16 protein-coding genes are annotated in these 18,447 nt (G+C 68.1%); 2 read left to right on the top strand and 14 right to left on the bottom strand.

What is annotated here, in order from left to right:
- Positions 1 to 22: 22 nt before the first annotated feature.
- Entirely contained in the window at positions 23 to 1,279 is a 1,257-nt protein-coding gene (serB, locus tag OG338_RS04770) for a phosphoserine phosphatase SerB (protein ID WP_405936116.1), read from the top strand.
- Positions 1,280 to 1,357: 78 nt separating this feature from the next.
- On the opposite strand, the gene OG338_RS04775 is transcribed toward serB, so the two are convergent.
- The 4 genes from OG338_RS04775 to OG338_RS04790 form a co-directional block, all read right to left on the bottom strand.
- Positions 1,358 to 1,876, bottom strand: a complete 519-nt coding sequence (locus OG338_RS04775) for a SixA phosphatase family protein (RefSeq protein WP_405936117.1) — start codon at positions 1,874 to 1,876, stop codon at positions 1,358 to 1,360.
- Between the two features lie 74 nt (positions 1,877 to 1,950).
- Positions 1,951 to 2,151, bottom strand: coding sequence for a hypothetical protein (locus OG338_RS04780; RefSeq protein ID WP_405936118.1), 201 nt, complete (start codon positions 2,149 to 2,151; stop codon positions 1,951 to 1,953).
- 144 nt (positions 2,152 to 2,295) lie between these two features.
- Positions 2,296 to 2,406 (bottom strand): SGM_5486 family transporter-associated protein, encoded by a 111-nt coding sequence (locus OG338_RS04785; protein ID WP_405940319.1) that lies wholly within the window; start codon positions 2,404 to 2,406, stop codon positions 2,296 to 2,298.
- A gap of 26 nt (positions 2,407 to 2,432) precedes the next feature.
- On the bottom strand, positions 2,433 to 3,722 hold the full coding sequence (locus tag OG338_RS04790; protein ID WP_405936119.1) for a CynX/NimT family MFS transporter: 1,290 nt from the start codon (positions 3,720 to 3,722) through the stop codon (positions 2,433 to 2,435).
- Between the two features lie 100 nt (positions 3,723 to 3,822).
- On the opposite strand from OG338_RS04790, the gene OG338_RS04795 reads away from it, so the two are divergent.
- Positions 3,823 to 4,497, top strand: coding sequence for a FadR/GntR family transcriptional regulator (locus OG338_RS04795; RefSeq protein WP_405936120.1), 675 nt, complete (start codon positions 3,823 to 3,825; stop codon positions 4,495 to 4,497).
- Between the two features lie 44 nt (positions 4,498 to 4,541).
- Here OG338_RS04795 and OG338_RS04800 read toward each other — a convergent pair whose 3' ends face one another.
- The 10 genes from OG338_RS04800 to OG338_RS04845 form a co-directional block, all read right to left on the bottom strand.
- A complete protein-coding gene (locus tag OG338_RS04800; protein WP_405936121.1) occupies positions 4,542 to 4,922 on the bottom strand; it encodes a hypothetical protein in 381 nt (126 codons plus the stop codon).
- A 177-nt stretch (positions 4,923 to 5,099) separates the two neighbouring features.
- Positions 5,100 to 5,867: an enoyl-ACP reductase FabI gene (gene fabI / locus OG338_RS04805; protein WP_111333260.1), complete on the bottom strand. Its 768-nt coding sequence runs from the start codon at positions 5,865 to 5,867 to the stop codon at positions 5,100 to 5,102.
- Positions 5,868 to 5,872: 5 nt separating this feature from the next.
- Positions 5,873 to 6,592, bottom strand: coding sequence for a 3-oxoacyl-[acyl-carrier-protein] reductase (gene fabG, locus OG338_RS04810; protein WP_405936122.1), 720 nt, complete (start codon positions 6,590 to 6,592; stop codon positions 5,873 to 5,875).
- Positions 6,593 to 6,719: 127 nt separating this feature from the next.
- Positions 6,720 to 7,106 carry a type II toxin-antitoxin system VapC family toxin gene (locus OG338_RS04815; protein WP_405936123.1) on the bottom strand — a complete coding sequence of 129 codons (387 nt, stop codon included), beginning with the start codon at positions 7,104 to 7,106 and terminating at the stop codon, positions 6,720 to 6,722.
- A gap of 5 nt (positions 7,107 to 7,111) precedes the next feature.
- Positions 7,112 to 7,396 carry a type II toxin-antitoxin system Phd/YefM family antitoxin gene (locus tag OG338_RS04820; RefSeq protein ID WP_405936124.1) on the bottom strand — a complete coding sequence of 95 codons (285 nt, stop codon included), beginning with the start codon at positions 7,394 to 7,396 and terminating at the stop codon, positions 7,112 to 7,114.
- 92 nt (positions 7,397 to 7,488) lie between these two features.
- Complete coding sequence (locus OG338_RS04825) at positions 7,489 to 9,645, bottom strand: AIPR family protein (protein WP_405936125.1); 2,157 nt, start codon at positions 9,643 to 9,645, stop codon at positions 7,489 to 7,491.
- Between the two features lie 56 nt (positions 9,646 to 9,701).
- Positions 9,702 to 11,207: a class I SAM-dependent DNA methyltransferase gene (locus OG338_RS04830; RefSeq protein ID WP_405936126.1), complete on the bottom strand. Its 1,506-nt coding sequence runs from the start codon at positions 11,205 to 11,207 to the stop codon at positions 9,702 to 9,704.
- A gap of 362 nt (positions 11,208 to 11,569) precedes the next feature.
- Positions 11,570 to 13,102: an N-6 DNA methylase gene (locus OG338_RS04835; RefSeq protein ID WP_405936127.1), complete on the bottom strand. Its 1,533-nt coding sequence runs from the start codon at positions 13,100 to 13,102 to the stop codon at positions 11,570 to 11,572.
- Positions 13,103 to 13,110: 8 nt separating this feature from the next.
- Positions 13,111 to 14,598: a restriction endonuclease subunit S gene (locus tag OG338_RS04840; protein ID WP_405936128.1), complete on the bottom strand. Its 1,488-nt coding sequence runs from the start codon at positions 14,596 to 14,598 to the stop codon at positions 13,111 to 13,113.
- The gene (locus tag OG338_RS04845) at positions 14,595 to 18,278 is read right to left on the bottom strand and encodes a DEAD/DEAH box helicase family protein (protein ID WP_405936129.1); all 3,684 of its coding nucleotides are present in this window, start codon (positions 18,276 to 18,278) and stop codon (positions 14,595 to 14,597) included. The genes OG338_RS04840 and OG338_RS04845 overlap by 4 nt, the downstream gene beginning before the upstream one ends.
- Positions 18,279 to 18,447 lie beyond the last annotated feature (169 nt).

Genomic DNA, 18,447 nt, shown 5'->3' on the forward strand with positions numbered 1-18,447 from the left:
GGACCGATACGGTGGGTGCACCATGAGCGTATCCCGGCCTCCTGAGCCCGCCCCGTCTCCCGAGCCCGCCGAGTCACGGCAGGGTCCGGACGTACCGACCCTGCTGGTGAAGATCTTCGGGAAGGACCGCCCCGGGATCACCGCGGGCCTCTTCGACACCCTGGCCGCCTACTCGGTCGACGTGGTCGACATCGAGCAGGTCGTGACCCGGGGCCGTATCGTCCTGTGCGCGCTGGTCACCGCGCCCACCGCGGGCGGGACCACCGAGGGCGAGCTGCGGGCCACCGTGCACAGCTGGGCGGAGTCGCTGAAGCTCCAGGCGGAGATCATCTCCGGCACCGGCGACAACCGGCCGCGCGGCGTCGGCCGTTCCCATGTCACGGTGCTGGGGCACCCGCTGACCGCGGAGTCCACGGCGGCCATAGCGGCCCGGATCACCTCGACCGGCGGGAACATCGACCGCGTCTTCCGGCTGGCGAAGTACCCCGTCACGGCGGTCGAGTTCGCGGTGTCCGGTACGGGGACCGAGGAGCTGCGCAGCGCGCTGGCGCCGGAGGCCGCGGGCATCGGCGTGGACGTGGCGGTCGTCTCGGCGGGGCTGAGCCGCCGGGCGCAGCGGCTCGTCGTGATGGACGTCGACTCGACGCTGATCCAGGACGAGGTCATCGAGCTGTTCGCGGCGCACGCGGGCTGCGAGGCCGAGGTCGCCGAGGTGACCGAGCGGGCGATGCGCGGTGAGCTGGACTTCGAGCAGTCGCTGCACGCCCGGGTGGCGCTGCTCGCGGGGCTTGACGTGTCCGTGGTGGAGAAGGTCCGCGCGGAGGTCCGGCTGACGCCGGGGGCCCGGACGCTGATCCGTACACTGAAGCGGCTCGGCTACCAGGTGGGTGTGGTCTCGGGCGGTTTCACTCAGGTGACCGACGATCTGAAGGAGCGCCTGGGGCTCGACTTCGCGTCCGCCAACACGCTGGAGGTCGTGGACGGAAAGCTCACGGGCCGGGTGACCGGGGACATCGTGGACCGGGCGGGCAAGGCCCGGCTGCTGCGGAGCTTCGCCGCCGAGGCGGGGGTGCCGCTGGCGCAGACGGTGGCGATCGGCGACGGGGCCAATGACCTGGACATGCTGAACACGGCGGGGCTCGGGGTCGCGTTCAACGCGAAGCCGGTGGTCCGCGAGGCCGCGCACACGGCGGTGAACGTGCCGTTCCTGGACACCGTGCTCTATCTGCTCGGCGTCACCCGCGAGGAGGTCGAGGCGGCCGACGGCCTCGTGGAATAGCTCCCGCCACTGCTACGGGAAGGGCCCCGGCGCGCACCTCGCGGTGTGTGCCGGGGCCCTTCCCGTACGGGCGGCGGTTCAGTCGTTGGGGGTCCAGTATTCGGTGAGCCGGCCGACGCCGTGCTCGACGCTCTTCCAGGGGCCGGTGAACCCGACCACGGCGAAGGCGGCGGTCGGGAAGCCGCCGCGCGCCATCCGGGCGAGCCCGTCGCCCTCGCCGCTGCCGGAGAGGGCGTCGGCGAGCGCGTGCATGCCGGGGTTGTGGCCGATGACCAGCAGGTCGGCGACGTCGTCCGGGGTCTCGTTGACCAGGGCGATCAGGTCGCCGAGCGATGCCTCGTACAGCCGCTCCTCGTACACGGTCCTCGGGCGCTCGGGCATCTCGTGCACGGCCAGCTTCCACGTCTCACGCGTTCTGGCGGCGGTCGAGCAGAGGGCCAGGTCGAAGACGATCCCGGAATCGGCGAGCTTGCGGCCCACCATGGGGGCCTCCATGCGGCCGCGCTCGGCCAGCGGCCGCTCGTGGTCGGACTCCTGCGACCATTCCGCCTTGGCATGTCTGAGAAGGACGATCCTGCGAGATGTATCGGCGCTCATACACCTCAGCTTCGCATGAAACGCGCCACCCGGCGCAGGGTGTTGGCGGCTTCGCAGCCCCCGGGGACGGGAGGTCAGCGGGTCAGCAGCTCCACGAGGTGGCGCAGCAGCCGGCCGGTCGCCGATTCGCCGGTGGCGGCCTGCGCCTGGCCCGGTCCGGCGATCAGCAGCAGGAGCGCGGCGAAGGCGACGGCGGGCAGTGCGACGGCCCACCACGGCAGCCGTACGTCGACGCCGCTCGGCTCCGGACGGGTGGTGTGCGTACGGGCCGGCATGTCCGCCTCCGTGGGTGGTCGGTTCTGATACTCAGAACTTACGGAGACGGGGGCGCCGCTCCCATCCGGTGACCCACCCACTTCACCCTGACCCTGGCCCCCTAAGGGATGGGGGTGCTAGCCCCACCCCGCCAGGGCGGGGCGTCACGGGGACGCGAGGGCGGCGATGACGCCGACGACGACCGTGATCAGCAGCATGGCCCCGAGGACGAGGAGCAGCTTCTTCTGACCGTTCTGGGGATTCGGATCGAGCACAGGTGACATGGCCCCAGTCTCGCACCTCAGGATTCGTCCTCGATCGTCCGGTCCCGGCCCGCCAGGACGCCCACGGCCATCTGCGGCACCATCAGGGCGGCCATCAGCGCGATCGGCACGCCCCAGCCGCCGCTGTGCTGGTAGAGCACGCCGACCAGGAGCGGTCCGGGGATCGAGATCAGATAGCCGGTGGACTGGGCGAACGCGGACAGCCGGACCACTCCGGCGCCGCTGCGGGCCCGCATCCCGATCATCGTGAGGGCGAGCGGGAACGCGCAGTTCGAGACGCCCAGGAGCAGCGCCCAGGCCCAGGCGCCGCCGGAGGGGGCCAGGTAGAGACCCGCGTAGCCGGTGAGGCCGCAGGCGCCGAGGAGGACGACGATCGGGCCCTGGGTGCGCATCCGGGCGGCGACGCGCGGGATCACGAAGGCGAGCGGGACGCCCATGGCCATGGTGAGCGCGAGCAGCACGCCCGCGGTGCCGGCGGAGACCCCGGCGTCCCGGAAGATCTGCGGCATCCAGCCCATGGTGATGTACGCGGCGGTGGCCTGGAGGCCGAAGAAGCAGGCCAGCGCCCAGGCGGTCCGGCTGCGGGTGATCCGGAGCTCCGGGGCCTCGGGCCGCGCGGCGGCCGGGACCGGCTCGTGGGCGGTGGTCCGGGCCCGCAGCAGTGGGAGCCAGGGCAGGATCGCGGCGGCGGCCAGCACGGCCCAGATGCCGAGCCCGGCCTTCCAGCTGCCGCCCATCGCGCCGGTCAGGGGCACGGTCACGGCGGCGGCCAGCGAGGTGCCGAGGGCCAGGGCCATGGAGTAGAGCCCGGTCATGGAGCCGACGCGGTCGGGGAACCAGCGCTTGACGATCACCGGCATCAGGACGTTGCTGACGGCGATGCCCATGAGGGCCAGGGCGCTGGCGGCCAGGAAGCCGGCGGTGCCGCCGACCAGGGGCCGGATCACCAGCCCCGCCGTGATGGCGACCATGCCCGCGCAGACCACCGCACCGGGGCCGAAGCGGCGGGCGAGGCGCGGTGCCATGACGCCGAAGACCGCGAAGCAGAGCGGGGGCACGGAGGTGAGGACCCCGGCGACGCTGCCGCTCATGTGGAGCCCGTCGCGGACTTCTTCGAGGAGGGCGCCGAGGCTGGTGATGGCGGGGCGGAGGTTGAGCGCGGTGAGGACGAGCCCGAGGGCGACCAGGCGCAGCGTCCACGGCGCGGGGCCGGTCCGCGGGGCGGGGGCGCCGGCGCGGGTGGCTGCCGGGGCGCCGGGGCTCAGGGTCCCGGTCGCGGTCTGGGGAGTCGTCTCTTCGTCACGCATGAGGCCATCATAGAATCATGGGATGATTGGTTGTCCATTCCTTCCGCCCACCGGACCCTGAGAAGATCGGGCCCATGAGCAGTTGCGACCGAGGAGCACCATGGCGCTGACGTCCCCGAGGCGTTCGGCACTCGCCGACCAGGTGATTGCCCAGCTGAGGAACCAGATCACCACGGGCGAGTGGCCGGTGGGTTCTCGTATCCCGACCGAACCCGAGCTGGTCGAGCAGCTGGGGGTGGCGCGTAACACCGTCCGCGAGGCGGTCCGGGCGCTCGCGCACAACGGACTGCTGGACATCCGGCAGGGCTCGGGCACCTATGTGGTCGCCACCAGCGAGCTGGCCGGGGTGATGCACCGCCGGTTCGCCTCGGCGGACCCGCGTCACATCGCGGAGCTGCGGTCGACCCTGGAGTCCTCTGCGGCGCGCCTGGCTGCGGTCCGGCGCACCGAGCGGGACCTGAAGCAGCTGGACGCGCTGATGCGGCGGCGCGAGGAGACCTGGGCGGCCGGGGACGCGGAGGCGTTCGTGGCCGCCGACGCGACGCTGCACCTGGCCGTGGTGGCCGCTTCCCACAACGACGTGCTGACGGGGCTCTACGCGGACCTGGGCGACCTGCTGCGGGACTATCTGCGCGGTGACGTCGGCCAGGAGCTGCGGCCGGAGAACCATATGGACCACAGCCGCCTGGTCGAGGCGATCCGGGCGGGCGACGCGGAGACGGCGGCGACGGAGGCCGCGAGCCACGCGCTGATCTGCCTGGCGGACCGGGTCTAGGACCTGGGCCCCGGAGTCCTTGCGCCCTACGGAGTCCTTGCGCCCTACGCTTTGGGCGCCGCGCTGTGGGTGACCCAGGCGGAGGCGACTTCCTTCCAGCAGCGGTCGGCCAGGCGCACCGTGTGCCCCGGGCCGACCGTCACCGGCTTGGAGTCCGCGTCCACGTCCCACCAGCGGGCGCACTCGGTGTGCAGCTGGACGCGGTCGGCCGAGGGGTACGGGTTGTGGCAGTAGGCGACGACCCGGGAGCCCTCGATCGACGTACGGCACTCGGAGCCGGCCGGTTCGGGGCTGGGCGCGGGCGGCGCGGCCGCACCGGCGGCCCCGACGTGCCCGGCGGCGTACAGGCCGGCCGGGACGAGCAGTCCGGCGATCACCGCGCCGGAGGCCAGCAGGGAACGGGTTCGGTGAGGTGTGCGACGCACCGCGATCTCCTCCCCATGCCTGACCTGAAGTCCGGTTCCTCCACATTCTGCGGGGGATCGTCCGGCTTTTCGACCTGAGCGCGGCTCGGGCGTACACCGAGGGGGAGAAACGGCCGCGCACCGCCTCCGGGGGGATTCCGGGGACGGTGCGCGGGCGGAACGTACGGGACCGGGAGGTCAGGCACCCATCATGTGCACGCCGCTGTCGACGTGGATGATCTCGCCGGTGGTCCGCGGGAAGAAGTCGGAGAGCAGTGCGACGATGCCGCGCCCTGCCGGCTCCGGGTCCTTCATGTCCCAGGCCAGCGGCGCGCGGGTGTTCCACACGTCGGCGAGCCCGTCGAAGCCCGGGATGGACTTGGCGGCCATCGAGCCGAGCGGCCCGGCCGAGATCAGGTTGCAGCGGATGCCGTCCGGGCCCAGGTCGCGGGCCAGGTAGCGGGAGGTGGCCTCCAGGGCGGCCTTGGCCGGGCCCATCCAGTCGTACTGCGGCCAGGCGAACTGGGCGTCGAAGGTGAGGCCGACGATCGAGCCGCCCTCGCTCATCAGCGGCTTGCAGGCCATGGCGAGCGACTTCAGCGAGAACGCCGAGACGTGCATCGCCGTGGAGACCGACTCGAACGGGGTGTTGAGGAAGTTGCCGCCGAGCGCGTCCTGCGGCGCGAAGCCGATGGAGTGCACGACGCCGTCCAGCGAGCCCAGCTCGTCGCGGACCAGCCCGGCGAGGCGGTCCAGGTGCTCCTGGTCGGTCACGTCCAGCTCGATGACCTTGGCGGGCTTGGGGAGCTTCTTGGCGATGCGCTCGGTCAGCGTGGGCCGCGGGAACGCGGTGAGGATGACCTCCGCGCCCTGCTCCTGCGCCACCTTGGCGGCGTGGAACGCGATGGACGACTCCATCAGCACACCCGTGATGAGGATGCGCTTGCCGTCGAGAATTCCGCTCATGGTGATCAGTGACCCATGCCCAATCCGCCGTCAACGGGGATGACGGCTCCAGTGATGTACGACGCGTCGTCGGAGGCGAGGAAGCGCACCGCGGCGGCGATCTCCTCGGGCTGCGCGTAACGCGCGAGCGGCACCTGGGCCACGATGCCCTTGCGCTGCTCCTCGGTGAGCACCTGCGTCATGTCGGTGTCCACGAAGCCGGGCGCGACGACGTTGAAAGTGATGTTCCGCGAGCCGAGCTCGCGCGCCAGGGACCGGGCGAATCCGACCAGACCGGCCTTGGACGCGGCGTAGTTGGCCTGGCCGGCCGAGCCGAGGAGGCCGACGACCGAGGAGATCAGGACGACGCGGCCCTTCTTGGCGCGCAGCATGCCGCGGTTGGCGCGCTTGACGACCCGGAAGGTGCCGGTGAGGTTGGTGTCGAGGACGGACGTGAAGTCCTCCTCGGACATGCGCATCAGCAACTGGTCCTTGGTGATACCGGCGTTGGCGACCAGCACCTCCACGTTGCCGTGCTTCTCCTCGATCTCCTTGTAGCCCTGCTCCACCTGCTCGGGGTCCGTGATGTCGCAACGGACTGCGAGAACACCGGCCTCGGTGAGCTCGGCGGGCGGCTCGCCGGAACGATAGGTGATCGCGACCTTGTCGCCGTTGGCGACGAAAGCGCGGGCGATGGCGAGGCCGATGCCCCGGTTTCCTCCGGTGACGAGAACCGAGCGGCTCAACGGATCACCCTTTCGTTAGCGGTCTGGTACCTCGGAAACCTATCGGTACCGTCCGCGCGTCGGAGAATCGGCCCCTGACAGCGCCTTTGGCCGGGCACTGTCGGGTTCCTACAGTCCGCCCGCCCCGTCAGTCCGCCAGACCAGGTGCGTGGGCCGACAGCCCCCCGGCCCGAGCAGTCTCGAGCATCCTGCGGTCGTACGTCACCAGGGCGGTCAAGTCATCCCGCAGCGAGAGAGCGCTGGCCACGTGGATCGCGTCCAGCGTCCTCAGGCGCCCGACCAGCAGCGCTGCCGCATCACGTACCTCGCGAGTGAGAAGAACCTCAGTGATCCGGGCGTCCAGGTCCTCCATGGCCTTCGGAAAATGCCCCATGAGGTCCAGCGTCCGCACTGTCTCCACGAAGCCGAGCGTGCTGGTGGCGAGCGGCTCTGTGGCCCGTTCCTGGAGAAAGACGTCGAGCGTGGCCCAGTGGCTGCGCCGGGTCATCCAGGTAACAAGGGCGGACGTGTCCATGTAGATCAACGGTCGTCCTCTTCGCGCTCGGCCAGCAGCAGCGCCACGGGATCGACGTCTTCCGCAACCTCGTAGTGCGGCATGGTGTGCCGCTCGGCGGCGGTGACAGGCTTCAGCTTGATCTTTCCCTGTGCCACCAGGTGTGCGTACCGCTCCATGGGGCTACCGGCCGGTGACAGTATCGCGATCACATTGCCGTGCCGGGTGACCTCGATCGCCTCTCCCTTCTCGACGCGAGCGAAGACGGCGCTGGGATTGTACGAGAACTCGCGGACGGAGATGGTGCTCATGGCGGCCTCCCAATTGTGCCTACACGTAAGCCACTGTACCTACACGCCAGAGGCTGGTGTCGCGGCTGGACGGGCTCCATGCCACTCAGTCGTCACTCGGCGGCCTCACCGCCTTCCAGCGCGTCGAGGAGCCTGCCGGCGAGTTCCGAGAGGGTTTCTCCGTCCTGGGTGGCCCAGCGGGCGGTGCCCTGGTTCGAGACGGGGCGTTCCTCCCATTCGGCCAGCTCAAACATGCGCGCGACAAGACCGCTGGGTGAGTACGAAAGGCCGTCCGCGGCCCAGACGATCGGGCGGGTCCGGTTGGTGTTGGTCCACTTCGCGTGTGCGCGCCGCGGGTTCGCCCCGAGCCACGAGGCCAGCGCGTCTTTCTCCGACTGCACGTAGAGGGCCAAGCTCAGGGTCGCCCCTTCGTCCAGCGCCCCCCTGTCGATAATGACGTGCACCGCGTTGGGCCTGCGGCGCTTTCGTGGCTTGTTCTCCTGGCGTCGGTACTTCGCCGCGGCGTCACTGCTCCCGCCTCTGTCGAGGCGTGCCAGAACGGCGCTCACCAGATCGGCGGCCTGCCCGGAGTCGGCGCATACACGCTGGACACTCGATCGGGTGCCCACTTCGTCGTCCAGAACCTGCACAAGAACAGGTACGACACGCTTGACCAGGTCGGGCACCTGCTCCTTCGCCCCGGCAGCCCATGCCAGCGACTGGTCCGGCTCCCCCATGCCTGCGTCCTGAGCGAGAAGCCGCCGGAACACCAGGTGGGTGATGAGGAACGTTCCGTCGTCGATGACGGCGGCCGCACGCCCGGCGTACTGTTCGCGCTCCGTACGCAGAGCCTTCCGCACCGCCCGCAGAACGTTTACGGCGTTCCAGATCGCGTACACGCTGGGGACGGAACGGAAGAGTGGGTCGTAGATACCGCCGCCACCCCGTACCCACAGCACGTCGGTCGAGCCGGCCGCGACGAGTCGGGCCGAGAACCTGCTTCCAGAGTGGGCACAGGCGAGCGCGCACGCGGCTTCCACGACGGAGCAGCCCTCGTCGTCCTGCGGTTCGAGCTCGCTGCGACGCACGCTGTACACGAGCCCGAGTTCCGCGCGGAACTCCTCGATGAGCACGGCCTGGACGGGGTCGAGCGCAATGCGGTCGCGTTCGGTGATGTGATTCTGCCGATTGGTGGCCTGGGTGGTGCGGTTGGCGAACTCGGCATCGCCGCCGGTGACAATAAAACGGACGGTGACCTGGGCAAGTCCGGCCTCATCGGCCTGCTCCGCCGCGTCGATGACGGAGCGTACGGTCTGCGCGCCATTTACCACACTGGCACCGTGAGCGATGAGCCGGACGGGGTGACGCTCGGGGAACTTCTGCGAACCGGGCACTGCTTCCACGGAGTCACAGAGAACGGTGACGCCGTTGTTGAAGTACCAGAAGTGGGAGGGCTCCTCAGTGAGAGTGTCGACCAGTTCCTTGTTGATCGGGGTCAGCCCGAGCGGGTTACGGATGTTGTGAGCGAACAGCTCATTGCCGTGCTCGGCCCAGCTAGCGACCTGCTCGGCCTGCATGACGCCCTCGTAGGAGAGGTACGGAGACGGCACACTGAACCAAGGCTGGAGCGTTGCTTCCAGGGTGACGGGCTCGCTCTGTTGGTCCTTGCGCACCAGCGCATAGACATCAGGCGCATGCAGAACACTATGCCCGACGTAGTCGCCGAGGGAGTTGAACTCCTTTTCACCGTTCTTGATGGCCTGCCGCACTCCTGGCGAAGGCGACGTGGTTCCCATAAGGACGATCACCTGGGTGATCTTGGTGGCCTTCGCGCCGATGAGCTCGTGTGCCTGCTTGGCGAGGATCTGACCGCGTGGGTTGAACTGGGCGGCCTCTCCGGAATCGATGAGGCTCAATCCCACGAAGAGCTTGTGCACCGCTGTCTCGTCGGCCTTGGCCGTCCCGGTCGGGCTCCACTTAGCCTGTACAAGATAGATATGGGCTGCCGCCTCGTCGATGGCGACGGCGTCGATCCCTTGGTCCTGACCGCCGTCGATGACACACTCGGCTGCCTGCTCGGGCGTCCACCCCGTCACGATCCGCACGGCGTGCGCGGCCAGGGCCCGCGAGCGGAAAGCCGGCTCTGTCTGATCCGGCGGCCGGTTACCGAAGTCACTCATGTCGATGAGGCCGGCGTACGTCTCGTCAAAGGCGCGTGCCGTCTGACGGACCTGGGTGGGGATGTCGGGCTGCTGGGGTGTGGCGTTCACGGTTTCCTGTCGGGGCGACTGCGTGTGATGGAGGAAGGATGGGTACGGCGGCGCTCTCAGCCGAGGGAGTCGAGTACTCTCTCAAAGCTCCGCTGCGCGTCGCCGAGGTGGTCCACGATCGAGCGGGCTATGTCACGCGGATCGCCGAAGTCGTACGGCGCCTCGCCGGAATCGGCCCTCAGGTCGAGTCTGACGTCGGGACTGTCCAGGATCTTCCGCACGGCGTCGCGGTCGTAGCGCTTGAAGCGCGACGACTCGGTACGACCGGTGAAACCTTCTTCTCCGGGCCGGTACGCCTCCAGGAACTCCGTGAAGTCGTCCTCTGTGAGCGGGCTCTCGGTGTCCGTGTGATGGAGGTCGCGGGCGTCGTACACCCATAGCTCGTCGGTGTTCGGCTCGCCAGTCGGGCGTCGCGTGGATTTGGTGAAGAAGAGGACGTTCGACTTGGAACCGGTGTCGTGAAACATGCCGGTCGGCAGCCGTAGCAGGGTGTGCACGGTGCAGTTCTTCAACAGCTCCCTGCGAATGGTGGACGCCGCACCCTGGTGGAACAGCACACCGTCGGGAACGAAGACAGCCGCCCTCGCACCCTGAGGCAGGGTGATGGCCAAGTGCTGGAGGAAGTTGGCCGGCAGCGTGGCGTTCTGTGCCCAGAAGTCGTCCCGCTGCTCGGTGTTCGTCTCCACGCTCCTGAACGGCGGATTGCAGATGACGACGGTCGCGGCCACGTCCCGTTCATGCCGACGCACCAGCCGGTCCCTCACTCTGAGCGAGTCCGCGCGCAGGACCGGGGGGACGTCGTGGAACTGGCGCCCGGTGTTCAGCAAAACGTTCATCGTCGCCAGGCGGCACATCTGCACATCGATGTCGGCACCGGCGATGGCAGCCGCATCGACGCGGCCCCCTTGCGCGGCCATCTCGCGGTGCGCGGCGATGAGGCTTGTGCCGACCCCGACTGCGCCGTCGATCACCCTGTCCTGCTGAGTGAGGGCGAGCGCCTCGGCGATGACCTTCAGCAGGTACGGCGGAGTGAGGAACTGGCCCGTCTCCCGCTTGGCCCTGATGTCGTCGCGACAGTCGGCGATCAGCAGGGAGAAAGCCGATCCGAGTTCGTCACGGTTCACATCCGACCAGCGGTACGGGTCGAACTCCTCGATGATCAGCCGCCCGAGTTCCGCCATCCTGTCCACGGGCCAGGGGCGGGAGTCCTGGAAGAGGACGCCGGCGATCGCCCGGCGGGGATCCTGCGGGTTCGGCCTGCCGAGGTCGGTCATCAGTCCGGTGAGGGCTCCATGCAAATCCTCACCACTGGCAAGTACGAGGCGGGGCCAGCTGTCCGCCGGGGCAACCGACCGGGTCGCGAACATCCCGGACCGCTGGGAACGTTCATGATCGAGCTTGAGGAAGAGCAGATAGGCGATGTGCTCGGTGAACTCCAGCCGGGTCAGGGCCTTGGCGCTGGTCTTGAGTTCGTAAAACCGCTGCCAGCGTTCGAAGATCGCCTTCGCCGTCCAGTGCTTCTCCGGCCCTCTGGTCCCGACTCCACCGCGCTCCGCCGCCATACCCCGCCCGCTCTCGTACGTCCCGGTCCGAGTGGATCACCGACAGGGCGCCCACTGCCTGGACGGCCCTGACAGCCGGAGTACCGCGCAGTGCATGGGCCGCTGGGCCGCAGGCGATCAACTCCTCCCCATCGTAGGCATATCTTCACGATCAGTACGACAAGATTGGCTGTCGGTGGCGATGAGCCCGTCATGCCTCCGCCTTCTCCTCAGCGGAGCGGGAGCCGCTGCGGTTCAGCACATCGAAGTGGGCCACGTTCCGGGCCGGCGTGATAGCGGGCGAGCTGTGAGCAGGCAGATGACAGTGTGACGGCGGGCCGGTGGCTCCTCGAAAACCACCGGCCCGTCGCCGGTGTCTGCGTCTACTTGTCGTCCGCCGACGGGTGCGCTTCCTTCTTCAGGGCTTGAGCCACGGCCGTGAACTCGGCCAGTGCCACTTCGAGTTCGTCGACGATCTCCTGCGCGATCACATCCGGCGACGCGTACTTCGTGGCGGCGGCGGTGCCGGATTCGAGCACCGTGAGGTCGAGGTTGGCCTTGTCCCGCGCGATCAGCTCGTCGTAGTCGTACGAGCGGAAGCGGTTGTTGGGAGTGCGCTTGGTGAAGTCCGTACCACCGGAGTGGTAGGCGGCGACAAAGTCGTCAAGATGCTGACGGCCCAGCTGGCGCTGTTTGAGCGTGAAGCGCTGGTCCGTGCGGAAGTCGTAGACCCAGAGTTTGCGGGTGCCGGGGCGGCCCCCCGTACGCTGGCCGGTCTTGTCGAAGAACAGGACATTGGCCTTGACGCCATTGGCGTAGAAGATGCCAGTGGGCAGGCGCAGAAGGGTGTGAACGTCGCAGAGGTTGAGGAGGTTCCTGCGGATGATCTCGCCGGCACCACTTTCGAATAGGACGTTGTCCGGCAGGACCAGAGCGGCTCGGCCGTTGGTCTTCAGCAGGTTGTAGATGTGCTGGACGAAGTTGAGCTGCTTGTTGGTCGTCGGCGCCCAGAAGTCGGTGCGGGCGGCATAGGACTCACCGGTGACCGAGCCGACGCCGAAGGGCGGATTGGCCAGCACGATGTCGTAGTGCCGCTTCGGGGGGCGTGCCAGGGAGTCCTGAATGGTGATGAGCGGCTTGGCCTCGGAGCTCCCGATGCCGTGCAGCAGCATGTTCATCAGGGCGAGGCGGCCGGTCTCCCGGACCAGCTCGTATCCGGTGATCGCGCCCGTCTGGAGGGCCCGTCCCTGGTCGCCATAGAGCTCGGCCTCGTAGTTTTGGACGAGGTGGGCGTGCGCCGCGATGAGGAAGCCGCCGGTGCCGCAGGCCGGATCGGTGAGGGTTTCGCCGGGCTTCGGCCGGACGCAGTCGACCATTGCGTCGATGAGCGGGCGCGGCGTGAAGTACTGGCCCGCACCCGTCTTGCGGTCCTCCGCGCCTCGCTGGAGCAGACCTTCGTAGGCGTCGCCCTTGAGGTCCTGGTTCTCCGTGGTCCAGGTATGGGGATTGATCAGGTCCTTGATCAGGCGTTCCAGGACGGCGGGTTCCTGGATCTTGTTCTGCGCTTTGGTGAAGACCTCTCCGAGCATGGTGCCGCCGCGCTGACCGAGGTCCTTGAGGATGAACTCGTAGTGGTCGAGCAGCGCTTCCGCGGACCGGGTCATCAGGCTCTGCCAGTCCCGGCCCTCGGGCACGAGTGGCTTTTCGGGGGCGTTGCGCCGGAAGACGGCCGGACGGTTGGCGCGCTCGTGGGCCATCTTCAGAAAGAGGAGGTAAGTGAGCTGCTCGACGTAGTCGAGGGTCGAGACGCCGGAGTGACGGAGCAGCTCGCAGTACGACCAGAGCCGGTTGACGAGGGTGGAGGTCGAGACCGGGGCGGGGCTTGCGACGGTTGTCTTCTCAGTGTTGCTGCTCATGGTCGTGCTCACAGGGGAAGTACTTCCTGGGTGCCGGAGGGAACCGGTCGGCCGGGGGGCGCGGAAGCGGCCGGCGGTGTCGTACTGGGCGCGCGCTTACGCTTGGCCGGTTTGGCGCTGGCGGCTCGTTCAGCGCGGATCCGGGCGAGGAGGGCGGACGCGGGCTCATCGTCGGGGTCCTGGGGGACGAGGGCGCCGGTGAAGGCGGCGTGGAGGAGGGCGTTGCGGAGCCGTCCGGCTTCGTGAGCCTGTTCGTCCAGCGGCGCTTTCAGCGGGCGCACTTGCTTCATCGCGTCCGAAACAGCTGCCACCACACGCTTCTGTCCCACGCCCTGGGGAGGGATGGGAATTCGAGCGGAGCGGACAGCCCCCTGCGAGATATTCCGCATCGAGTCACTGGTCCCCGTGGCCACCGCAGAATACTGAGCCCGCACCGGCCGCGACAGGAGGACTTCAATGAGCCACTCCTTCTCCACACCCGCTTTCGGCACCAACCGCAGGCTTTTGTCACTGAGCATCAACTTTGCACGAGTGGTACGTACCATCACTGGGGCGCCCACGTAGTCAACGGTGTTCGCGCGGCTCATAAGAATGTCACCATCGCGAATCTCGTAGTCCGGATTCGGATTACGTTCGGGCGGCAGCGCCTTGTTTTCCTCTGGTTTGAACTCTCCCCAGGTCATGGCACTGACTTTGATGACTCCCCACTCATCATTGCGGGCCACCCTCGGAAGGCAAGTAAAGGATTTACCCGCTTCGATCCCTTCAAGGACGTCCCCTACCGTGCCCCATCTCCAACCCTCGGGCAGTGCATTTCCGTTTGCCGGCCAAACGCACCGAGACCGCACCGCGTGAACAAGATCGTCTATCTTCTCGACAGCCAGAGCCAGAGCCCCTTCGCCCACCTCAACGTGTGCCAACTGATCGTTCAGCTTGGCGACGATGCGGTGTTGTTCGGCGAGGGGCGGCACCGGGATCTCCAGCCCGGCCAGATAGGGGCGCGGCACACGGCGCTGGCCCACAGCGCCGGTCATGTGCCGCTCTGCGGCTCTCCGGACACCCCGTTGCAGCAGAAAATGCATCAAGTACTCGGGGAGCACAGATCCTCGGCTCCGCAGCACATGAAACTCGGTACTCCCAAGCGCACGCCCCCCAGTCAGCCCTTGCGCTTTCGCGATCTTCCCGTTCTCCATGCAGGGCGTGATCTTCGCAAACAGTACGTCGTTCTCCTGGAACCTGGTCAGCGACTTCTTCTTCACGTCGCCATACCGCACCTGCATCGACGCGTCCATGCGCCCCGTCACTGCTTCGACAGCAGCCATTGGCACCTGGGAAATCAGATCATCATCATCAGGTTCCTCGTCGAAACCTCGTGGATTCACGTCGCACAAATCACTGATCGTCGCCCGAACCCACCCCGCAGGAAGTCCATCCGTGACATCCTCCTCGGCCCCCGAGCCCGTCGGCTCCGGTTCCGTACCCGAGTCGGTTGTCACGCGCTCAGCTCCTTGTCCAGTTCAGTGATAATGCGTTCCGCCCGTGTTCCCCCGAATTCGGCAATGAAGCCGTCCGTACCGTTGTGCTTGGTGAAAGGGGCGTAATCCAGGTCAACGGTGTCGAAGCGTACACGTTTGGCAGTCGCTTCGGCGATGCGGTCGAGCCACCACCGCTCGCCCTCCGTGAACCGAGTGCCCATCTGTTCCTGGCGGGCGATCCACGCCTGGTAGCGCTCCCGCACTACCTCCTCGTACGGGCGCGGGGTCGGCGCCCCCCGCTCCGCCCCGCCCGCGAGTTCGTAGCGGAGCAAGGCGAGCAGGTCGGAGGCCGTACGTGTGCGACGGGCACCATCGGTCACCGCCTCGCCCAGTTGCTCGTACGCCTGCCAGAGCCGGTCCGGGGTCCAGGCTCGCGGTGGGCGGGCGATGCTGCGGGCCACGTCGTCCAGCCTGGCCATGGCGGCCCTCGGTGGCACGTCCGAGCCGGCACTGAACGCGACGGACATGGCCGCGATCTCGTCGCGGTTGTCGGCGATGTACTGGCGCCAATCGCGGACGGTCCGCAACGCCGAGTCCTCGTCCTCCACGACCGCGCCCGCCCCCAGCAGCTCGTCCTTACCGGTCTCGTCGTAGAGGATGTCCTTTGCTCGCCGCATCTCCAGCAGCCGGGCGCGCAACGGTGGCTGGGCGGCGAGTGGGCGCACGGCCCGCTCGATGAGATCGCGCACCGCGCGCCCGGGGTCGCGGCCGGCACGCTCGGCGGCCCCCCGGACCTCCAGTTGCCGGTCCGCCGACACGGCTTCGACCATCCCGTGAACGATCTTCGTCAGCTCCGGTCCGCCGCTCAGGCGCTGGATCTCGGCCCGCTCCTCATCCGTCATCTGAATGTCGAGCTTGGCGAGGCGGGCCGCGAGGGTGGAGACCTCTTCCTCCTCGATGGTGTTCGCGGCGGTTTTGCGCAGCAGCTTCTCCAAGCTGATCTGCTTGTCACTGTGACGCTCCAGCGGTGCCGCGTCGACCTTCGGCTTCTTCGTCACACCGACCGCGTCAACGATCACAAAGCGAGTTTTCGGCCCCACCCCAGGAGTGACTTTCTCGAATTCCGTGAGGGACAGCGTCCGGGCTCCGCGGCCCTTCATCTGCTCGAAATAGGCCCAGCTCTTGACGTCCCGCAGGAAAAGCAGACATTCCAGCGGTTTGACGTCCGTGCCAGTGGCGATCATGTCGACGGTGACCGCGATACGCAGATCAGGAAGATTACGGAAGGCCGCGAGGCGCTCGGCGGCGTTGCGGGCCGCGCTAGTGATCTTCGCGCAGAAATCATTGCCCTTGCCGAAAACGTCGCGGACGACCTCGACGATCTCCTCCGCATGGTTGTCGTTCTTGGCGAACACCAACGTTTTAGGCACGTACATCTCGTCCCACGACAGGGCACCCGTGACCGGGTCGCGTCTGGCCCGCTCGGGGAAGATCTCCGTGAACAGTCGGTCGTGGAAGGTCTGGACGACCGTGCGCAGCTGGTCCTTGCTGATGACTCCGACGCCGACTTGCTTCGCGCCGTACTCGATGTCCTCGTCGATGTCCTCGTAACGCTGGCGGCGCGTGCGACGGTCGCGGACCGGGATGGTTCCCTGCGCGATGACACCGCCCTCGGCGGTTATCCGCGTCTGGATCTCGTAGACGGAGAAGTCGACGTTGACGCGGTCGGCCACGGCCTCCTGGTACGAGTACTCGCTGACGAGGTTCCCGTTGAAGTAGCCGAAGGTCTGGGCAACGGGGGTGGCGGTGAGGCCGACGATGGGGGCGTCGAAGTACTCGAGAACGGAACGCCACTTGCCGTAAATGGAGCGGTGGCACTCGTCGACGACGATCAGGTCGAATGCCTCCGGGGGGATGTCCGCGTTGTAGCCGACTTCGACGCCGCCGGGCACGTCGATATCGTAATCGATCTCCCCGTCGCCTTGTTCGGTCCCCGGCAGGCTCGCCCCCGTGAGCTCCATGTAGAGGCGCTGCACAGTGGAGATGACGACCTTGGAGGAAGCGAACATGCCCTCCGCGCCAAGTCGCTGAACGTTGTAGAGATCGGCAAACTTGCGGTCGGTGTCCGGAGTCTTGAAGTTCTCGAATTCGGCGAATGCCTGTGCGCCGAGGTTGTTGCGGTCGACGAGGAACAGGACGCGCTCCGCACGGGCGTGCTTGAGGAGCCGGTACGAAAACGTGACAGCGGTAAAGGTCTTACCGGCGCCAGTGGCCATCTGGACGAGGGCGCGGCACTGGCCCATGCCCTGCTGTCCCCTGCCGTGGGCGAGCGATTCCTCCACGCCACGGACGGCCGTGATCTGTGCGGGGCGCAGGGGGCGTTCATCGAGTTCGGGCATACGGTGGCGCAGCCGGGCCCGGTAGCTGGGGGCCTGCTCGTCCTCCTCGGCCTGACGGACCCAGCGGGCCAGCGTGCGCGGCTGGTGGAAGGAGAAAATGCGGCGGGTCCGGGAGTCCGGGTCGAGCACGGACCGGAATCGGGTCTCGCCGCCGTCGCTGACGTAGCGGAACGGGAGCGGGGTACGCCAGGCGCTGAAGCGCTGCTGGGCACCGGTGGGATGGTCGGCGTATCGATCGGCCTGGGCCTCCGCAGCGGACAGGTCGGCGCCCTCGCGCTTGGCCTCGATGACGCCGACGAGCTTGCGGTCGACATAGAGGGCGTAGTCCGCCCGGCCCTGGGCGGTCGTGACCTCCCGAACGGCGATGCCGTTGCCCCGCCAGTCGCCCTGGACATGAAGGTTGAGGTCGGCGCCACCGTCCTGGACGTCCCAGCCCGCCGCCATGAGCATGACGTCGAGTCGCTTGCGGACCTGTACTTCGGTGAGGGGTTCGCGGGATGCCTGCTCGGCGTTTTCCAGGAGGCGGGCCCGCTCCGCGACGGCCGCCGATGCGGCAGCACGGTCTGTGGCGGCGGTGTGACGGCGGTCGAGCTGGGCGGCCTCGGCTGCGGCCTGCAACTCCTTGAGCTGGTGCTGCATGGCCGCGACCGCGTGCGCCAGCTCCTCACGCTCGGCCTGGGCCTGGGCCAACTCGCGTTCGACGGTGCTCCGGGCGGTCTGTTCGGCCTGCGCGTGGGACGCCCGGTCGCGGTAGCTGAGACGAGCCTCCTCCAGCTCCTTTCGGGCCTTGGCGACGTCCTGGAGCAGGCGCTCGTTCTCGGCGGCCGGGGTACGGTCGGGACTGGGCGGCACAAACGGCAGCTGCTCACGTGAACCGGTGAGCAGCCGGTGGTACCAGGTGCCGAGGCGGAAGCAGGTGCGCAGGGCGCGGAAGGCATCGTCGGCGTTGTCGAGCCCCGAGTGATTCGCCTCGTTGCCGAGGGTGCGTACCTCGTGGAACGCGGTTCCCACATCGCCGTGAAGGTAGCCCTCACGGTCCAGGGCTCGCAGGCGGTCGAACTGGGTAGTGCCCTCCACCCGGACCCGGGCCCGGCTGATCAGGTCCGCCGCCAGCGCCTCCGCGAACTGGCGGGATTTGATCAAAGACGTGTTCGGGTCGCTGAAGACATGACTCTCGGCAGCGGTTCCATAGGCGACGAGCAGCGGCAGGTGCGGAAGCAGGAAGCCGAAGTTGCGGGACTGTCCGGCCAGGCGTACGAGCCGGGGGGCCGGCGTCTGGGGCACATCGCCCGCGCTGCTCATGAGGTTGGTGCCGCCTTCCCGGACGTACGAGGGCCACGTCCGCTCGTACCGCGTGATCACCCGTCGAGCCTAACCGGCGAACCGGCCTTGACGCCGGGACTTTCACCCGGGGAAACCACACCGCATCCGTTGGCGCATGATTCACTCAGCCGGACCGCGCCATGACTCT

The organism is Streptomyces sp. NBC_00726 (assembly GCF_045161735.1).
Classification (GTDB): domain Bacteria; phylum Actinomycetota; class Actinomycetes; order Streptomycetales; family Streptomycetaceae; genus Streptomyces.

Bases quoted from the DNA above. Each gene is read 5' to 3' on its own strand.
- OG338_RS04815 (WP_405936123.1), bottom strand. From the start codon at position 7,106: ATGGACACGTCCGCCCTTGTTACCTGGATGACCCGGCGCAGCCACTGG.
- OG338_RS04775 (WP_405936117.1), bottom strand. From the start codon at position 1,876: ATGAGCGCCGATACATCTCGCAGGATCGTCCTTCTCAGACATGCCAAG.
- OG338_RS04790 (WP_405936119.1), bottom strand. From the start codon at position 3,722: ATGCGTGACGAAGAGACGACTCCCCAGACCGCGACCGGGACCCTGAGC.
- OG338_RS04795 (WP_405936120.1), top strand. From the start codon at position 3,823: ATGGCGCTGACGTCCCCGAGGCGTTCGGCACTCGCCGACCAGGTGATT.
- OG338_RS04835 (WP_405936127.1), bottom strand. From the start codon at position 13,102: ATGAGCAGCAACACTGAGAAGACAACCGTCGCAAGCCCCGCCCCGGTC.
- OG338_RS04845 (WP_405936129.1), bottom strand. From the start codon at position 18,278: ATGAGCAGCGCGGGCGATGTGCCCCAGACGCCGGCCCCCCGGCTCGTA.
- serB (WP_405936116.1), top strand. From the start codon at position 23: ATGAGCGTATCCCGGCCTCCTGAGCCCGCCCCGTCTCCCGAGCCCGCC.
- OG338_RS04780 (WP_405936118.1), bottom strand. From the start codon at position 2,151: ATGCCGGCCCGTACGCACACCACCCGTCCGGAGCCGAGCGGCGTCGAC.
- OG338_RS04830 (WP_405936126.1), bottom strand. From the start codon at position 11,207: ATGGCGGCGGAGCGCGGTGGAGTCGGGACCAGAGGGCCGGAGAAGCAC.
- fabI (WP_111333260.1), bottom strand. From the start codon at position 5,867: ATGAGCGGAATTCTCGACGGCAAGCGCATCCTCATCACGGGTGTGCTG.
- OG338_RS04820 (WP_405936124.1), bottom strand. From the start codon at position 7,396: ATGAGCACCATCTCCGTCCGCGAGTTCTCGTACAATCCCAGCGCCGTC.